General features: G+C 34.4%; 12 protein-coding genes. 5 read left to right on the top strand and 7 right to left on the bottom strand.

Annotation, left to right across the window (positions count from 1 at the left end; translation table 11 throughout):
- Window positions 1-340: 340 nt before the first annotated feature.
- A complete protein-coding gene (locus EHC72_RS05660; RefSeq protein WP_131536699.1) occupies window positions 341-955 on the bottom strand; it encodes a Crp/Fnr family transcriptional regulator in 615 nt (204 codons plus the stop codon).
- 120 nt (window positions 956-1,075) lie between these two features.
- On the bottom strand, window positions 1,076-1,927 hold the full coding sequence (locus EHC72_RS05655; protein ID WP_131536698.1) for a TIGR02757 family protein: 852 nt from the start codon (window positions 1,925-1,927) through the stop codon (window positions 1,076-1,078).
- A gap of 122 nt (window positions 1,928-2,049) precedes the next feature.
- On the opposite strand from EHC72_RS05655, the gene EHC72_RS05650 reads away from it, so the two are divergent.
- Complete coding sequence (locus EHC72_RS05650) at window positions 2,050-3,108, top strand: endonuclease/exonuclease/phosphatase family protein (RefSeq protein WP_131536697.1); 1,059 nt, start codon at window positions 2,050-2,052, stop codon at window positions 3,106-3,108.
- 142 nt (window positions 3,109-3,250) lie between these two features.
- Here the strand turns inward: EHC72_RS05650 and EHC72_RS05645 are convergent, their stop codons facing one another.
- Both EHC72_RS05645 and proS read right to left on the bottom strand, forming a co-directional pair.
- Entirely contained in the window at window positions 3,251-4,390 is a 1,140-nt protein-coding gene (locus EHC72_RS05645; protein WP_131536696.1) for a cystathionine gamma-synthase, read from the bottom strand.
- Between the two features lie 87 nt (window positions 4,391-4,477).
- Window positions 4,478-5,950, bottom strand: coding sequence for a proline--tRNA ligase (gene proS / locus EHC72_RS05640; protein WP_131536695.1), 1,473 nt, complete (start codon window positions 5,948-5,950; stop codon window positions 4,478-4,480).
- A 203-nt stretch (window positions 5,951-6,153) separates the two neighbouring features.
- Here proS and EHC72_RS05635 point away from each other — a divergent pair, with 203 nt between their 5' ends.
- Both EHC72_RS05635 and EHC72_RS05630 read left to right on the top strand, forming a co-directional pair.
- Window positions 6,154-7,170 carry a hypothetical protein gene (locus EHC72_RS05635; protein ID WP_131536694.1) on the top strand — a complete coding sequence of 339 codons (1,017 nt, stop codon included), beginning with the start codon at window positions 6,154-6,156 and terminating at the stop codon, window positions 7,168-7,170.
- 23 nt (window positions 7,171-7,193) lie between these two features.
- Window positions 7,194-8,696: an OmpP1/FadL family transporter gene (locus EHC72_RS05630; protein WP_131536693.1), complete on the top strand. Its 1,503-nt coding sequence runs from the start codon at window positions 7,194-7,196 to the stop codon at window positions 8,694-8,696.
- Window positions 8,697-8,745: 49 nt separating this feature from the next.
- On the opposite strand, the gene EHC72_RS05625 is transcribed toward EHC72_RS05630, so the two are convergent.
- From EHC72_RS05625 to EHC72_RS05615, 3 genes are all read right to left on the bottom strand, one after another.
- Entirely contained in the window at window positions 8,746-11,178 is a 2,433-nt protein-coding gene (locus tag EHC72_RS05625) for a hypothetical protein (RefSeq protein WP_131536692.1), read from the bottom strand.
- A 59-nt stretch (window positions 11,179-11,237) separates the two neighbouring features.
- A complete protein-coding gene (locus EHC72_RS05620) occupies window positions 11,238-13,064 on the bottom strand; it encodes a UbiD family decarboxylase (protein WP_131536691.1) in 1,827 nt (608 codons plus the stop codon).
- Between the two features lie 132 nt (window positions 13,065-13,196).
- On the bottom strand, window positions 13,197-13,676 hold the full coding sequence (locus EHC72_RS05615; RefSeq protein WP_131536690.1) for a Dps family protein: 480 nt from the start codon (window positions 13,674-13,676) through the stop codon (window positions 13,197-13,199).
- Between the two features lie 282 nt (window positions 13,677-13,958).
- On the opposite strand from EHC72_RS05615, the gene EHC72_RS05610 reads away from it, so the two are divergent.
- Both EHC72_RS05610 and EHC72_RS05605 read left to right on the top strand, forming a co-directional pair.
- Entirely contained in the window at window positions 13,959-15,512 is a 1,554-nt protein-coding gene (locus EHC72_RS05610) for a muramidase family protein (protein WP_131536689.1), read from the top strand.
- Window positions 15,509-16,156, top strand: a complete 648-nt coding sequence (locus EHC72_RS05605; RefSeq protein ID WP_131536688.1) for a uridine kinase family protein — start codon at window positions 15,509-15,511, stop codon at window positions 16,154-16,156. The genes EHC72_RS05610 and EHC72_RS05605 overlap by 4 nt, the downstream gene beginning before the upstream one ends.
- Window positions 16,157-17,094 lie beyond the last annotated feature (938 nt).

Genomic DNA, 17,094 nt, shown 5'->3' with positions numbered 1-17,094 from the left:
ATATCTATTGTCAAAGGCAAATGTAACTTATATTTATATAATATCGACTCTTAACAGTATATTATTTTGTATTAATTCTTATACATAAACAACAAAACATGTAAAAAATTAAAAAATAATGTCCTAACCTTTAACATAATAAGGATTACCTAATTATTTATTTATTTCCTGTTGTATAAAGTATTTTTAAAACTAACATCCAAATTTCATTTTTAGTACTAAAATGATTTAGGCTAAAGCGTATAAAAATATCTTAACAATAGAGCTGAAAGCGATATTTAGCTAGTCGTATTTGTTTTACTAATTATAAAGCTATAAATAATGCAAGGTCGATTTGAAATTAGACCCTTGCCCGCACTCTACTTAGAGTTTCAAGCCTTATAGCTAAAAATGACGCAACATGTTTTAATGATACCCGATGAACCAAACCTGGGTAAGAATCGAGAAAACGCTTGTATCTTTTTTCTGCTGAAGATATCCGACAAAGGTATGCACGTTCTTCTGCAGCGCGGTAATATAACTCCATCATTTTACGGCCAACGATATTTGCCTCAGCAAAATTCTCATAAAGATCATCCGATAATTCGTGTGGTATCGCAATGAGTTCCACATCTTCCAGCGCCTGCAAATACTCCATTGATTCTTCATCGGTCCACAAATTACGTATGGTACCCACTATTTCATTCTCTTGTGCAATCCACGTAGTAATTTCATTTTTCCCATCCTTTACAAAGCCTCTTACAACTCCTTTAATAATTAAAAAGAGATATTCGTTACGATCTAATGGAGAAATTAAATATTTATTCTTTTTGTAGCTTATTGGAAAAGTTTGTTGATTTATCCTGCTTTCAATTTCATTATTTAAGACATGAAATTTTTTAAAAATTGAAATTAATGGAGAAAAGTTGTTATACCTCTTCCATTTATCTTTATCAGATAAATTTAATGCAATCATTATTTTTAGGCCTAGGGATGGATCGAATTTTTAACTATTTACTAAAAATCACAGTGTAATTATAGGAAGATAGATTTAAATAATGAAGTTTTTTTTGATTTCTGCTTACAAATATTCCATTTATAGAATTTTTTCTACGCCTAAACCAAAAAGGGCAAAATCGTACTTTACCGGATCATTTGGATCAAATTGCTTCAAATTTTCAGTTAATTCAATGGCTGTTAACCAATCTGTTTGCTTTCTGTAAATGAGTCCTAATAGCCGCCCAACCCTATCTACATGCACATCACAGGGGCAAATTAAATCTTTTGGTTTTAAAACCTTCCATATTCCAAAATCAACTCCTTTATCATCGTGCCTAACCATCCATCGTAAAAACATATTTAAGCGCTTACACGTTGATTTTTGTAATGGTGATGAAATGTGCTTTTTAGTACGATGAGGAAAATCTTCGAGCGAAAAGAAATAAGATCTGAAATGGTTTAAAGCCTCTTCTATTGTAAATGTAAATTTGGATGTTAAACAAACTTCAGAAGAGTTAATACTATTATTTTTATCACCACCAGATTCTAAATAATCAGGTAAAAATATATTATTGTTGGGTAAAAATGCTTGTTCAAGGCTATTATAAGCTGTATAATGTGCTTTAAAAAAGGAAATAAAGTACAATAAATCGGTATCGTTAAAGGTGCGGTGTTTAAAGTTTAAAAGCCTTTTTAAATCATTATCTGAATGATTTAACACAAAATCATGCGGTGCATTATCCATGCGTTCCAACAATTCTTTACACTTATTTATTATGGTTTTCCGTTGCCCCCAAGCTAAAATAGAAGCAAAAAAGCCAGCGATTTCTACATCTTGTTTCTTTTGAAATAAATGAGGAATACAAACTGGATCATTGGCTATAAAATCTGGTCTATTATACTGCTCTACCTTTTGATCGAGAAAATTCTGCAACTCTAAAAAAACCATATTCTTTTATAACTAACACATGTTTGGTTTTAAAATCTATCCTCCACCTTAATATCACAAAAATAATACACAAGTAATATTTAAAGAACATACGAAAGCCACTTTTATAAAAAAATATAGATATGAATAAATTATTACGCGACTTATTGCTCGCGGTAACTTTATTAACCGTTCTTCAATCTTGCAAAAAAGATAATGATGAGGTTATTCCCGAATCGGAGACTTTTAATCTTAGTGTTATGCAATTTAACATTTGGAATGAGGGCAAAAATGTAACTAATGGTTTTGAACTTCAACTGGATGAAATTGCTAAATACGATCCTGATTTTGTAACCATTAGTGAGGTAAATAATTTGGATAATACATTCTTTTTTGAAAAGGCCGTTGCTGGACTAGCTAAAAGAGGAAAAAAATATTATTCATTTTACAGTGGCGATCCTGGTTTACTGAGTAAATACCCTATTAAAGAATATAGTAAGGATGGCGAAATATCTGGTATGAATAAGTTAATTGCCGTAGTAGAAGGGCAAGAAATCGCCATTTACACCGCACACTTGGATTACACACACTATGCAGTTTATTACCCAAGGGGATACAACGGAAATACGTGGAAAGAGTTATCCGCTCCTGTTACTGATTTGAAAACCATAATGGCTGATGATGCACAATCAAAACGACCAAAATCTATTAATGATTTTTTACAAGCCGCAAAAAAGGATATTAACTTAGGTAGAATTGTAGTTTTAGGTGGAGATTTTAATGAAGCATCTCATTTGGATTGGACAGAAGCTACAAAAAATAGTTACGATCATAACGGTGTTGTGGCTCCATGGAGGGCTTCTACTTCATTATATAATAATGGATTTAAGGATAGTTATAGGGTAATTTATCCTAACGAGGTTGATTACCCTGGGTTTACTTGGCCGGCTCAAGCTACCTGGGCACCAAAAGCTGATGAAAGGGATAGGATAGATTTTATTTATTATTATGCTAATGATATTATTAAACCTAAAGAAAGTTTCATCATTGGACCAAAAGAAACCATTGTAAAAAATGTAGCTGTGGCTGAAACTTCAAAAGATATAATTAAATTACCAATAGGAGTTTGGCCAACCGACCATAAAGTATTAATGACGGTTTTTGAAGTTAAAAAACCGTCAAAGTCTCTTTTTAAAAATTGATTTTAGAGATTATATTGTGAGCTAATTTTAATGAAATCTCAATAATGAATAAAGGCTGCGATTTCGAAATGAAAATGCAGCCTTTATTTTAAATTTCCGATTCATTAAACTTAATCGGGTTTACTTGTAGAAAAACGCTTTCTTATTTTAAAGCATTTTCTAAATCCTCTAACAAATCATCAATATCTTCAACACCAACACTTAAGCGTAAAAGGTTATCGGTTACTCCCACTTTTTCACGCTCTTCTTTAGGGATAGAGCCATGTGTCATTGTGGCTGGATGGTTGATTAATGATTCTACACCACCCAATGATTCAGCTAAAGTAAATACCTTAAAGTTGGAAGAAATTCTAAATGTTTCTTCTAAGTCTGCACCTTTTAAAGTAATCGAGATCATGCCACCAAAACCACGCATTTGTTTTTTAGCAACAGCATGATTAGGATGGTCCTCAAAACCTGGCCAGTAAATTTTATCAACCTTTGGGTGTGTTTTTAAAAAGTGAGCAATACGTTCTCCATTTTCACAATGTGCTTTCATGCGTAAATGGAGTGTTTTAATACCTCTCAACACTAAAAAGGCATCCTGCGGACCTGGAGTTGCGCCACAAGCATTATAAATAAACCAAAGATCTTTATAAAGTTTCTCATCATTGGTAACCAATGCGCCCATAACTACATCAGAATGACCACCAATGTATTTAGTTACAGAGTGCATTACAATATCTGCACCTAAATCAATAGGGTTTTGCAAATATGGAGAAGCAAATGTATTATCAACAGTTAAAATCAGGTTTTTTTCTTTAGAAATTTTAGCTACACCCTCAATATCAATAATTTGCATTGTTGGATTTGTAGGCGTTTCTATCCAAATTAACTTAGTTTTTTCATTGATGTAAGGCAACATATTTTCAGGATTAGACAAATCCAAAAAATGAAACTTAATGCCGTAATTCGCAAATATTTTAGTAAAAATACGATAAGAACCACCGTATAAATCATTTCCAGTAATTACTTCATCACCCGGTTGCAAAAGTTTTAAAACTGCATCAGTTGCCCCCATTCCACTAGAAAAAGCCAAACCATATTTAGCATTTTCTAAAGCTGCAAGGCAATCCTCTAACGCTTTACGTGTTGGATTTGTTCCTCGAGAATATTCATAACCTTTATTATCTCCTGGCGATTTTTGCCAGTAAGTAGAGGTTTGATAAATTGGTGTCATCACAGCACCGGTTGTTGGATCAGGTTCTTGACCTGCATGTATAGCTTTTGTTGCGAATTTCATGTTAATAATTTAAAAATTACCTGATAACAAATAACGAGCTTTAAGATAGTATGGTATAATCCAAATTGCCTTTGCCAGTTAATCAGATTAATATGCTCTTGCAAATAATACTCTTTGTGTAGATGGTTTTCCAGAGTAAATACAAACCCCATCTTCTAATTTATTATCTAACGGAATACAACGAATTGTTGCTTTTGTTTCTTCTTTAATTTTTTGCTCCGTTTCTGGAGTACCATCCCAGTGTGCGGAGATAAAACCTGCCTTTTCATCTAACAATTGTTTAAACTCATCATAACTGTTTGCTTCAGTAATATGCTCATCGCGATAAGCCAAAGCTTTATTAAACATACTAGTTTGAATATCTTCCAATAATTTAACGATGTAAATATCCAATCCATCTTGAGGAACAGTTTGTTTAACTTTAGTATCTCTTCTGGCTACTTCAACGGTTTTATTTTCTAAATCGCGGCCACCAATTGCAATACGAATTGGCACACCTTTCAATTCATAATCTGCAAATTTAAACCCTGGACGTTGCGTATCTCTGTCGTCGTATTTAACAGAAACGCCTAATCCTTTTAATCTCATGGTTAATTCATTTACGTATGCTGTAATTTTAGCTAAATCTTCTTCACCTTTATAAATTGGAACAATTACAACCTGAGTTGGAGCCAATTTTGGTGGAATAATTAAGCCTGAATCATCACTATGTGCCATTATTAATGCGCCCATTAAACGGGTTGATACACCCCATGATGATGCCCAAACGTGATCCAATTTACCATCTCTACCTGTAAATTTAACATCAAAGGCTTTGGCAAAATTTTGTCCCAAAAAGTGCGATGTACCAGCTTGTAATGCTTTACCATCTTGCATCAAGGCTTCAATACAATAAGTATCTAAAGCGCCGGCAAACCTTTCATTTGGAGATTTGCGTCCTCTTATTACTGGAACAGCTAACCAGTTTTCGGCAAAATCTGCATAAATATGTAGCATACGCTCCGTTTCTTCAATAGCTTCCTGCGCAGTTGCATGTGCGGTATGCCCTTCTTGCCAAAGAAATTCTGCAGTACGAAGAAATAATCTTGTACGCATCTCCCAACGTACAACATTTGCCCATTGGTTTATTAAAATTGGTAAGTCGCGGTAGCTTTGAATCCATCCTTTGTACGTGTTCCAAATAATGGTTTCAGAAGTTGGACGAACGATTAATTCTTCCTCAAGTTTAGCGGTTTCATCTACAACAATGTTGCCATTACCGTCATTTTTTAAACGATAGTGTGTCACTACAGCACATTCTGTTGCAAAACCCTCTACGTGAGAGGCTTCCTTAGAAAAAAATGACTTTGGTATGAATAATGGAAAATAAGCATTGCTGTGCCCGGTATCTTTAAACATTTTATCTAATACGGCTTGCATTTTTTCCCATATAGCGTAGCCATTGGGCTTTATAACCATACATCCGCGAACAGCAGAATGCTCTGCTAAATCGGCTTTTATTACGATGTCGTTATACCACTGGGAATAATCTGCTGCTCTGCTTGTAATTTCTTTGCTCATAAATTGTATTTGGAACGTAAATTGTATGTTAAAAAATGTGAAACTTAAGCACAAATTTATAAATTTATGCCTACAAAACGATTATGATTTGGTTAGCATCAATTTTATAACATTAATTTAACCGTTTTGCATTTCATGAGGATCATTAAAAACTCCTTACGTTTTTTTTAAAAGTATTGACACACACAACTAAATATAAGACAATGAAACCAATTAAATTTTTACCCATTGTAATGATTGCTGCCGCTGGGTTGGTGGCATCATGCTCTACACCAAAATTGGCTCAAAATTCGACCTCTGATGATGTATACAACACCGTTGCGAAAGCTCGGGAAGTAGAATATGTTGCACCTCGCCCTCAACAGCAGCAACAACAAGGAGATCAGTACCAAACTGATTATAATGATGAGTATTACGGAACAAGTAATCCTTATTATGACATGGATTATTCATCAAGAATAAACCGTTTTTATAATGGATATAGCTGGCAAGGTTACTATGATCCATATTTTGACAACTATTACTACAATAACAATTATTTAGGCTATGGCTTAGGTGCATATAATGGCTACGGTTTAGGATTGGGCTGGAACAGTGGTTTCGGCTGGAATGCTGGCTTTGGCTGGGGCGGTGGTTTTTATGGTAATGGCTGGGGTTATCCTGGTGGTTACGGATGGAACTCTTGGGGACCATATTCTTACTATGATCGCTTTGGTTGGGGCGGTGGCTGGTACGGTGGTGGCTGGGGTGTAGGCGGCGGCTATTATGGCGGCGGTATTTACACTAACAGAACTAATTATCACAGACCATCTTATACAGATAGAAACACAGTTAATGCTAACGGATATTATCCTAATGGATCAGGCTCAAGAGCTGGAGTTAATAGCAACAATGGTCGCCCTAGTCGTGTAAGCAACAATGGCACTGTAAATAATGGAATAATTAATAATGGAGTAAACTACGGTAGACCTTCAAGAGTGGATGGCAGACCAGTTGGCAATAATGGTAATAATACCTACCAACAACGTCCATCTCGCGAATATATGCCTCAACAACAGCCTTCAAGAACTGAGCAACGTCCATCTCGTGATTATGTTCCTCAACAACCTTCAAGAACTGAGAGCAGACCTAGTTATTCTCCTCCTGCTTCATCATATGGTGGTGGACAGTCATCAGGTGGTGGCGGTGGTGGAAGACCATCAAGAAGCGGCAGGAATTAATTTAACCCAACACACAAAGAATTATGAAAATTAAATATTTATTAGGTGTAGCATGCCTTTTAGCGTGCTCTCAAATTAGCTATGCACAATATGTAACCGATGCCTTGAGGTATTCGCAAACGGATAACACAACTTCGGCAAGGTTTAAGGCTTTAGGTGGCGCTCAAACCGCTGTTGGTGGAGATATTAGTTCATTAAGCGGTAACCCTGCAGGTTTAGGCTTATTTACTAGATCTGAAATTAGTTTTACACCATATTATGGCTCTTATGGAAACGATGGAACTTATTTAGGTGAAACCAGAAATGGAAACAAAAGTCAATTAGGAATAAGTCAGTTTGGCGGTGTTTTTTATTCTCCAACTGTAAAGCAAAAAGGTTCAAACACATCTGAAGGAATATTAAGCTTTAACTTTGGTATCGGCTACAACAAAACAAATGATTTTAATAATAAAATTGTTTTTGGTGGTACAAATAACAAGAGTTCAATAGCTGATTTTTTTGCAGATCAGGCAAATCAGTTAAGCTCCCCTCCTCCTACTCCAGATCAACTTAAAGCAGGATATAATAACTACTCTGGTGGTTACGACCTTCCTTATACTGCTTTTGAAAATTATCTGATTAATTATAATGGTACAAATGGCGCCTGGGCTCCTGCAACTGCTTTAGGTAATAAGCAAGCAAATACAGAAACCAGAACAGGTTACCAATCAGAATTTAATGTAGGTTTTGGTAGTAATTATTCTAACAAGCTTTATTTTGGAGCTACGTTATCGTTCACATCATTAAAGCTTAATTCAGATAGAGTATTTAATGAATCTGGATCTCTTGGATCAGATTTATATAACATGGACTTTACCGAAAGTACGCAAACAAAAGGCAATGGGTTTAATGCTAAATTAGGGTTAATTTACAAAATTAATAGCGTTGTTAGAATTGGTGCTTCCTATAATACACCAACCTGGTATAACATTCAGGATAGTTATTTCCAAAATTTGGTTAATTATAAAAATGCTTATAATGTGCAGATCGATCCATACAATTCTGAATTCAATCTTCGTACACCAGGAAAAATAACTGCTGGTATTGCTCTATTTGCTAACAACCTTGGTTTCCTTACTTTTGATGCTGATTATATTAACTATAAAGACATTAAATTAAGCAGTGATGCCGTGAATGATGCTAGCGTGATTGCGGCTAACAATAAAGATATTCAAGATCTTTATCGTGATGCTTTTAATATTAGAGTTGGTGCAGAAGGAAGATTAAACGATAATTTTTCTTTAAGAGCAGGTTACAGTCAAGTAGGTAATCCTTACGAAGATAAATCAAACGATGCTTATCAGAAAAAGAGCATTAGTGGTGGTTTAGGTTATCGGAAAGATAATTTTTATGCTGATGCTACTTACGTAAACAGTAAATACAATTCTTACTACAAAGCTTACGATCTTGTTGGTTTAGCAGCTCCAACTGCTTCCGTTAAAAATATTACAAATGCAGTTTATTTAACTTTAGGAGTAAGATTTTAATAAGAATGAACCCATAAAAAAAAGGCATCCAGAAACTGGATGCCTTTTTTTATGGGTTTTTAATTACAATTTCCTTTTCACCATAAACAACTCCATTTTCTGTTATCCCTTGAATAATTATTTTAAAATTACCTGTAAGATCTCCTGTATTAAATGAAAGAGGTGTTTCTTGATTACCTATCGCAAACTGATAATTCCAATAAACCGTTGGGAAATTTATAGGCTCATTTTTGTTGGTTATATCAGCAACATAAAATTCTTTAGGAAGGTTGATCGACCTTAAAAGGGTAATATTTGGAGGGATTTCTTGCACCGAACAACCTGTATAAAAAATTGTTCCTAAACCACCACTACGATTATATGTTTTACCTTTTACTGGCTGCGTATTTCCATTATCACTTAAATGATTTTCACAGTTAAAAATGTTGTACTTGCACACATAATCGCCACACTTATTAGCATAACCATTTCGCTGGAATTCTATTACTTCATCATTTTTTTTAACAGCCACTACAACCTCCTTAAGGGTAATTCCACCTCCTGAAATAATATTTTCGTTATTATTCAAAACTCCCATTTTATTTAAAATTGGGTAGTAGGTTTGAGAAACAACATATTTTTTTATTTCATCAAGCGGTTCGTTAATTTTAACATTATAAAGTTGATAATTTTTGTCGGCCAGGTTTAACCATGCTTTCTTATAATCATCTGTTAATATATGCGAAAAAGGGATTTTAAAATGCCCAGTGCTATCTGTATTTAAGGTAAGTATGTTTTTGTTAGCAAACACATTAAGTTCCATTGGAGTGTTTAAAGGCTTTTTATTTTTAAGTATTGATCCAGAAATATCATAATTAGATATGGCAATATTTAAGCTGGCTATACTTTGATTTTCTTTAGGCCACACATATTTTCTCCAACCTTTAACCAACAAAACCGATTCAAGGTAATCTTTATCTAAGTATTTTAAGTGTTGTGTAGCACTCGGAAGCATTCCTAAATTATAATGCAAATAAGCATAATCGATAATATTGAGTTGATTCTTTAAAGCAAACCTATTAGCTTGTACGCAAGCAACTGAAACAATGCCCGAAATAGTTTTGTCGTTATTTCCAATAATTTTTAATTTTAAATCTATTTTTTCCCTTACATGATATTCTTCTTGATCTGTTTTAATTTCCATACGATTAATCTGATCGTGGTGAGCAAAGAAAATTCTTTCTGCAACTGGCTTAAAAGAGTTATCCAAAATTGTTATTGTTTGTAAACCTAGTGGAATAGAATCTAGTTTAAAACGAACACTTTGAATGTTTTTAGCGGATAAATCAAGTGAAGTTTGCGAGTAAATCTCACTGAAATTATGCAATAACACATGTACTTTTGTATTACTTGTGCTTTCAAGTTTTACAACCAACTCGTTTCCAACAATAGCATTAACAACGCGTACAGCCATTCCGGTAGGTAAACTTGCAGGTAAATCATAAATGGCATCTTCTTTATCTTCCCTAAGTAGTTTCACGGAATAGGAATGATTTAAAATTGGCTTAATTAGAAAAGAGCCTATCCCGCTTGAATTAGTTTTAAGTGTATCTTTTACCGTTTTATTTTCAAACAATACAGCTCTCCCCATAATTGCGCTCCCCTCCTCATCCTTAATTTCAAAACCCACTTTGCACCAAAGTCCATCTATTAAATTTCCGCCCTCGGGATAAAATTGAACGGTATATTTTTTGCTTTTTTGAACCGGCAAATCCATTTTAATATATCTCGTTTGATTTCCTTTTTTAACAAATACCGATAACAGATTATTTTCATTATTGATTTTATCAGCAGGATAATCTATCATTATTTCGCCTATAACACTACTTTTAGCGGCACCTCTTTGCAGGATTTGATCTTTTCTACCAATTGTATATTTAACATCCGCATTGGGCACAAAACGATTGTCGCTAGATATTGCCTTGAATAAGGCTGTTCCATTTTTGGTTTGATTATCGTACTCCTTAAATATAGATAGGTTAGCAATTAAAGGATTTACAGTTGTGGATTTTATGGTAATTGGTTGTATGAACTCTCCATCAGGTTTTCCATTTATTTTGAGATTTGTATTGGCCACAAAACTATAATCACTGCTTATTAAAGAATCAGGAAGCGTAAATCCTCCAAAGCAAAATCCATCAGAAATAAGAAATTTTTGTTGTAAAACCACTGTATTATCCTGATTATTAACTACTGATAAGTAAAGCGTATTGTATTGCGTTAAATCAGTTACGGTGTTTAGCAAATATCCAGTAAACCAAACTCGATCATTATTTGCATAAACATTTTTATCAAAATGGATAAAAAGCTTTGAATTATTATGCGCTAAGCCATAATTATAAAGATTAGCACTAATGCTATCAAGCTTTTCTTCTTGTGCTTTGGCTTCACTCCACAAACATATGAAGAGTAAAAAGCAAACAGATATGAATTTTAGAGGCATATAACTAGGATTATATGCCTAAAAATTATAAAAATAAAATCAGATTTTCAACTTAATCATTATTTATACCAGTCAACCTTACCTTTTAAAGCATCTATTTTCTTTTCTATTTCAGCATCTTTAATAAGTTCTGGTGCATGATGCGGCTTTTTACGGGCGTCGATAATCATTGGTCCATTACAACCCCAATGTTTATTAATTGTAAATTCATTGATACCAAAAATATCTGCAGCCGGATTACTACGGGTAAAAGTAACCCAAACCAGATTATTTATATTTTCTGCGGTAAATTTGGCATCATCACAAAGTACAATTAAAGGTATGCCTGTTAAATCCTGATCTTTTAAAGCCCCGTTCAATTCTTCCATTTCCGATTTAGTGATCACTTCATTCTGATAAGGTTTCCCAGTCAAAGTTAATACACCTGGTATGGCTAAACTTGGGTTTGTAAAATGATCTGGTAAATTCAAATCGGTTGGTACTTGCGTAACTAATGTTCTTTTTTTATTACCTGCGGCTGCAATTACCAACTTTGAACCGCTGTTTAATCCCGATCCACTATAATCCAGCGTATCAATTGTTGTATTGGTATAAAAATGTAAATCGGTTTTTAAATCAATTCTTTCTAAAATGTGCTTTAAAAATGCTTCAATATTATGAGTATTTAAATTTTGGTCATCTTCTTTAGCTGCAATTAATAGGTATTTAGCTAAGCTCAGTTGATTTTTCCCTAAAATGTGATTGGCTATAGTTAATATTTCCTGAGGTTTTCTTTCATTCAAATATGGCGTATAACGCTCACTACCAATAGCAAACAACAATGGATGTACTCCGGCGGCATCAACTGCATTTACTTCTTTTAAGCCATGTATTTCTTGTGGAATCGCTGATCCTGTAATTTCGTGTATAAGTGCTCCAAAACTGGTATCTTCTTGTGGTGGGCGCCCTACAACTGTGAAAGACCAAATGGCATCCTTTTTATGGTAAACGTTATGCACTTTCATTAAAGGAAATGGATGCGTTAAACTATAATAGCCTAAATGATCTCCAAAAGGCCCTTCGGGTTTATTTTCTCCTGGATAAACGGTGCCGGTAATAATAAAATCAGCATCTGCAGAAATACAAAAACCTTCATCATCATAAAAATACCGGAATCTTCTGTTTCCTAAGGCACCCGCAAAAGTCATTTCTGATAATCCTTCTGGTAAAGGCATAACTGCTGCTAATGGATGTGACGGTGGTCCGCCCACAAAAACACTAACTTTTAAAGGCAAGCCTAGTGCATTGGCTTTAGATTGATGTACACCAATCCCTCTATGTATTTGATAATGCAAGCCTATTTCTTTATCCTGAATGTAATCATTTCCACCTAGCTGGATGCGATACATACCCAAATTGGCGTTTAATACGCCAGGTTTATCTACATCTTCTGTATATACCTGAGGCATGGTAACAAAAGGGCCACCATCCATAGCCCAATTTACAATTTGTGGGAGTTTACTAATACTGGTTTTTAAGAATTTATTTTTAGCCGAAGGGGTTTTCATTGGTAGCGCGGAAATTGCTGACATTGCCGATCCTGCATATTTAAAAGGATTTTTTAATGCTTTTATTGGATCAGACCGTAAAGAAACCAATTGTTGCACTTTAGGTAAGGTATCCCTGAAAATAAATTTAGATCTTTCTAATGTGCCAAAAAGATTGGAAACCGCCGGAAACGGGCTTCCCTTTACGTTTTCAAAAAGCAAAGCAGGTCCGTTATTTTCAAAAACCCTTAAATGGATGGCTGCCATTTCAAGGTAAGGATCTACTTCTTCTTTAATTCTTATCAAATGACCATGTTTTTCGAGATCATTTACGCATTCTGCTAAACTTTTGTACGCCATGTGGCAAATATACAGAGTTACCGTGGGAAGTTGATTGGGAAATTGTAAGGTTATAAGTTGTTTCTATACAAAAAATTCCTCTGCTGGATTATACCAACAAAGGAATTTATATATAGATTAAATATGTTAATTCTATTTTTTACCTGCGAATGAACGTAACATCCAGGTGTTTTTTTCTTTAAACTGCATAAAGCGATTCACCATATCATTAGTACCGTCATCGCCAGCCTCATCAGATGCTTCCAATAAATTGCGCTCCAGTTCAATCAACTTTGCCATATCTTCTAAAACTGCATCAACCATACTTAAATCATTTAAGCCAATAGTATTGATTTCTTTAATTTCAGATTCTTTTATATAATCAGCAAAACGGCTATGAGGCGGTTTTCCTAGTGTTAAAACACGCTCAGCAATTTCATCAATTGTTAATTGTGCATTGGTATATAACTCTTCAAATTTTATATGTAAAGTAAAAAAGTTTTGCCCCTTAATATTCCAATGGCATCCTCTTAATTTTTGGTAATGAATGTGATAATTGGCAAGATAATCGTTTAATAAATCTACAACAGGTTTAACTTCCTTTTCGTTTAAGCTTATTTCCTTAGCGTCCATAATATTGTATTTTTAATTTTGTTTGATAGCGTAACAACTCAAAAACATAAAAGTTTTGATCCTAAATTCTATTTCAAACAATACGTTAATTATATGTTCGTTTATAATTTGTAATTATACAATAACTCGATTAAGGCAAGTATTTGTTTATGATACAATTATAGTTTAACTCATATAACAGACTTAAATTTCGACACAAATACGATACCTTTGCATAAAAATGGTTTATAATATTATTCGTATAATTGCTCCCCTTGTTTAGAAAAATTTATATAGAAATAAATGCATAAAATATATTTATCTGCTGTGTTGTTGCTTGCTCTAAATGCAGCAAATGCTAAGGCAAACACAGTAATAGACTCTATAGGTGTAGAGAACAACAACGGCAAAAAGCTTATCATTCATCAAACAGTAGCCAAAGACACCTATTATTCTATCGGAAGAAGGTACAACGTTTCGCCTAAAGAAATTATGGCTTACAACGAAAACAAATATCTTCAGGTGGGTATAATTATTAAAGTTCCTACTAATATTCCATTCAACGTTGGAGGAAATAATCCTTCAAATAATAACGCTGCTGGCCCACCACAAAATACGGCTAACGTAACTGAACATATTGTTGTAGCTAAAGACAATCTTAATATGCTTGCTGAAAAGTATGGCACTACGATAAATGAACTTAAAGCATTAAACAACCTACAATCCAGCAACTTAAAAATAGGGCAAGTTTTAAAAATCCCTGTTAAAGGCACAAATAATGTTCCAGTGGTGGAAACCCATCGTCAGGTAACTCCTCCTGTTGTAGAGAAAAGTACAAAAGAAACTCCATCTACTGATACGCCTAGCATGATTGAATATGAGGTTCATCCTAAGGAGTTTTTGGGTAGAATTGCAGATAAATTCGGCACAACTGTAGAAGAAATTAAAAAAGCCAACAACCTAAGCAATAATAACTTACGTATTGGTCAGAAGTTAAAAATTCCGGCGACTAAAAACATTGATCAAAGCCAGATTGTAAATAACGCTACTACCGAAAAAGCTGGAGAAGAGGTTAAACCTAAAGAAGCAAATGGCACTTATACCGTTAAACAAGGTGAAACAATTTTCTCTATTGCGCAACAATATGGTATAACGGCTTACCAGATTAGAACGCTTAACAATTTGCCCGATAATACACTTACCGTTGGTCAAGTTTTAAAATTATCATCAAACATTGCTATTGAAGTTCCTAAAGAGAAGGCTGTTGAAGTTAAAGAAAAGCCTGCTGAAAAAGTAAAAGAAGTAGCCGCAGTTTCTAAAGAAGAAAGTTTTATTCATACCGTAGTTCATGGTGAAACGATTTTCAGTATTGCTAAAAAGTATAATTTAACTGCTTATCAAATTAGAACGGCAAATAAACTAAATGATAATTCCCTTGCTTTAGGTCAGAAATTAGTTATTCCGAAACCACCAGAACCAAAATCTGTAAATGATCTTTCTAAGCAAGATCAGGAGAGTAACCCAGATAGTACTTCAGTTAGAGATCCAAAATTACGTCGCGATCCTAGTGTTTATGGTTTAAATCAAGTGGAGGAAAAAGGTACAGCGGTTTGGATTTCTGATACAGACCTTGATGCATCTAAAATGTTGGTTTTACACCGAACTGCCCCAATTGGCAAGGTAATTAAAATCACCAATCCAATGACCAATCGTACTACCTACGCAAAGGTTGTTGGTAAATTTACAGAGAACGAATCCACAAAAGATGTTATAATTGTAACCACTAAAGCTGTAGCCGATTCTTTGGGTGCTTTAGATAAGAGATTTTTTTGCAATATAATGTATAGCCCTCAATGAGTTTAAATAAAAAGCCGTTTATAATTGGTATTGCCGGTGGCAGTGGATCTGGCAAAACGTTTTTTCTAAATTGTTTTCTCCATCATTTTAAACAGGATGAAGTTACGTTGGTATCACAGGATGATTATTACATCCCAGCCGGCGAAATGACCCAGGAAGAAAATAAGCTGTATAATTTTGATCTTCCGTCTACCATCGATAGCGATCAGTTTTTAAGAGATATTAAGCAATTGATAAATGGTGAGGTTGTTTATAAAAAGGAATACAACTTCAATAATCCATTGGCAGTTGTTAAAATATTAGAAATTAAATCTGCTCCAATCATCATTGTTGAAGGTCTTTTTATTCTTCACTTTAAAGAGATCGCTGCCTTACTTGATCATCAAATTTTTGTTGATGCAGATGAACAGGTAGCTTTAGATCGACGCATAAAACGTGATGGCTTAGAGCGTGGTTATCCCGAAGAGGATGTTTTATACAAATGGAATAATCATGTATTACCTGCCTATAAAGAGTATTTGCTGCCTTATAAAGATAGTTGTAATCGCGTGATTATGAATAATACTAATGAGCCAGATGAAATTATTAGCGTAACTGAAGATATTTCCGTAGAATTAAGGAATACTATTTTGGTTGATAAATAGGACTTTTTACAGTTCAAAATACAGCCCATATTTAACTTATACTGTTGAATATGTGCTTTTATATTTATTTATTTTTCCGCTGCCGCGAGGACTTCTTTTCTTTGGGCAACCAAAGAAGCAAAGTTGCCGGCTCGCAATTTTTCTATGTAAGGCGGTGGGTGGGATTAGATTGTGCTTCCCGAATAATTGACCATGCCGATTTAAGGCTTAACTAAAAAACAGTGGTTTGGATTTGTTTGTGTGCTAAGCGTATTGCTAAGCAAACGTTTATAATATTTCGTTACCGTCTTTGCGAGGCACGAAGCAATCTTACCCAATAGTAGATAATTATGATTTTATGATCTATTGCTTCACGCCCCCTTGCCTCAGTTCGTAAAAAACGATAGCCTTAAATGAGCTTAAATGTCTTACATGGTTTTAATGAAATGTTATGATTGTAATGCAATTATTTTATACGCTGCCACGAGGGCTTTCTCTTCTTTGGACAACCAAAGAAGCAAAGTTGCCGGCTTGCAATTTTGCTGTGTAAGGCAGTGGGTGGGCTTTGCTTATGCTTCCCGAATAATTGACCATGCCGATTGGGAGGTGAACGAAGAAAGTGCTTTGGACTTGTTAGTGTGCTAAGCGTATTGCTAAACAAACGTTCATAATATTTCGTTACCGTCTTTGCGAGGCACGAAGCAATCTTACCCATTAGTAGATAATTATGATTTTATGATCTATTCCTTCACGCCCCCTTGCCTCAGTTCGCAAAAAACGATAGCCTTAAATGAGCTTAAATGTCTTACATGGTTTTAATGAAATGTTATGATTGTAATGCAATTATTTTATACGCTGCCGCGGGGCTTTCTCTTCTTTGGGCAACCAAAGAAGCAAAGTTGCCGGCTCGCAATTTTTCTGTTTAAGGCAGTGGGTGGGCTTTACTTCTGCTTCCCGAA

The sequence above is a fragment of the Pedobacter nototheniae genome, from assembly GCF_004335085.1.
Taxonomy (GTDB): Bacteria; Bacteroidota; Bacteroidia; order Sphingobacteriales; family Sphingobacteriaceae; genus Pedobacter; species Pedobacter nototheniae.
The sequence above is the reverse complement of the archived record's forward strand: the minus strand, read 5'-3'. Positions and strand labels throughout refer to the sequence as shown.

Coding starts and splice junctions, on each gene's coding strand:
- EHC72_RS05660 (WP_131536699.1), bottom strand. CDS start 955: ATGATTGCATTAAATTTATCTGATAAAGATAAATGGAAGAGGTATAAC.
- EHC72_RS05655 (WP_131536698.1), bottom strand. CDS start 1,927: ATGGTTTTTTTAGAGTTGCAGAATTTTCTCGATCAAAAGGTAGAGCAG.
- EHC72_RS05650 (WP_131536697.1), top strand. CDS start 2,050: ATGAATAAATTATTACGCGACTTATTGCTCGCGGTAACTTTATTAACC.
- EHC72_RS05645 (WP_131536696.1), bottom strand. CDS start 4,390: ATGAAATTCGCAACAAAAGCTATACATGCAGGTCAAGAACCTGATCCA.
- proS (WP_131536695.1), bottom strand. CDS start 5,950: ATGAGCAAAGAAATTACAAGCAGAGCAGCAGATTATTCCCAGTGGTAT.
- EHC72_RS05635 (WP_131536694.1), top strand. CDS start 6,154: ATGAAACCAATTAAATTTTTACCCATTGTAATGATTGCTGCCGCTGGG.
- EHC72_RS05630 (WP_131536693.1), top strand. CDS start 7,194: ATGAAAATTAAATATTTATTAGGTGTAGCATGCCTTTTAGCGTGCTCT.
- EHC72_RS05625 (WP_131536692.1), bottom strand. CDS start 11,178: ATGCCTCTAAAATTCATATCTGTTTGCTTTTTACTCTTCATATGTTTG.
- EHC72_RS05620 (WP_131536691.1), bottom strand. CDS start 13,064: ATGGCGTACAAAAGTTTAGCAGAATGCGTAAATGATCTCGAAAAACAT.
- EHC72_RS05615 (WP_131536690.1), bottom strand. CDS start 13,676: ATGGACGCTAAGGAAATAAGCTTAAACGAAAAGGAAGTTAAACCTGTT.
- EHC72_RS05610 (WP_131536689.1), top strand. CDS start 13,959: ATGCATAAAATATATTTATCTGCTGTGTTGTTGCTTGCTCTAAATGCA.
- EHC72_RS05605 (WP_131536688.1), top strand. CDS start 15,509: ATGAGTTTAAATAAAAAGCCGTTTATAATTGGTATTGCCGGTGGCAGT.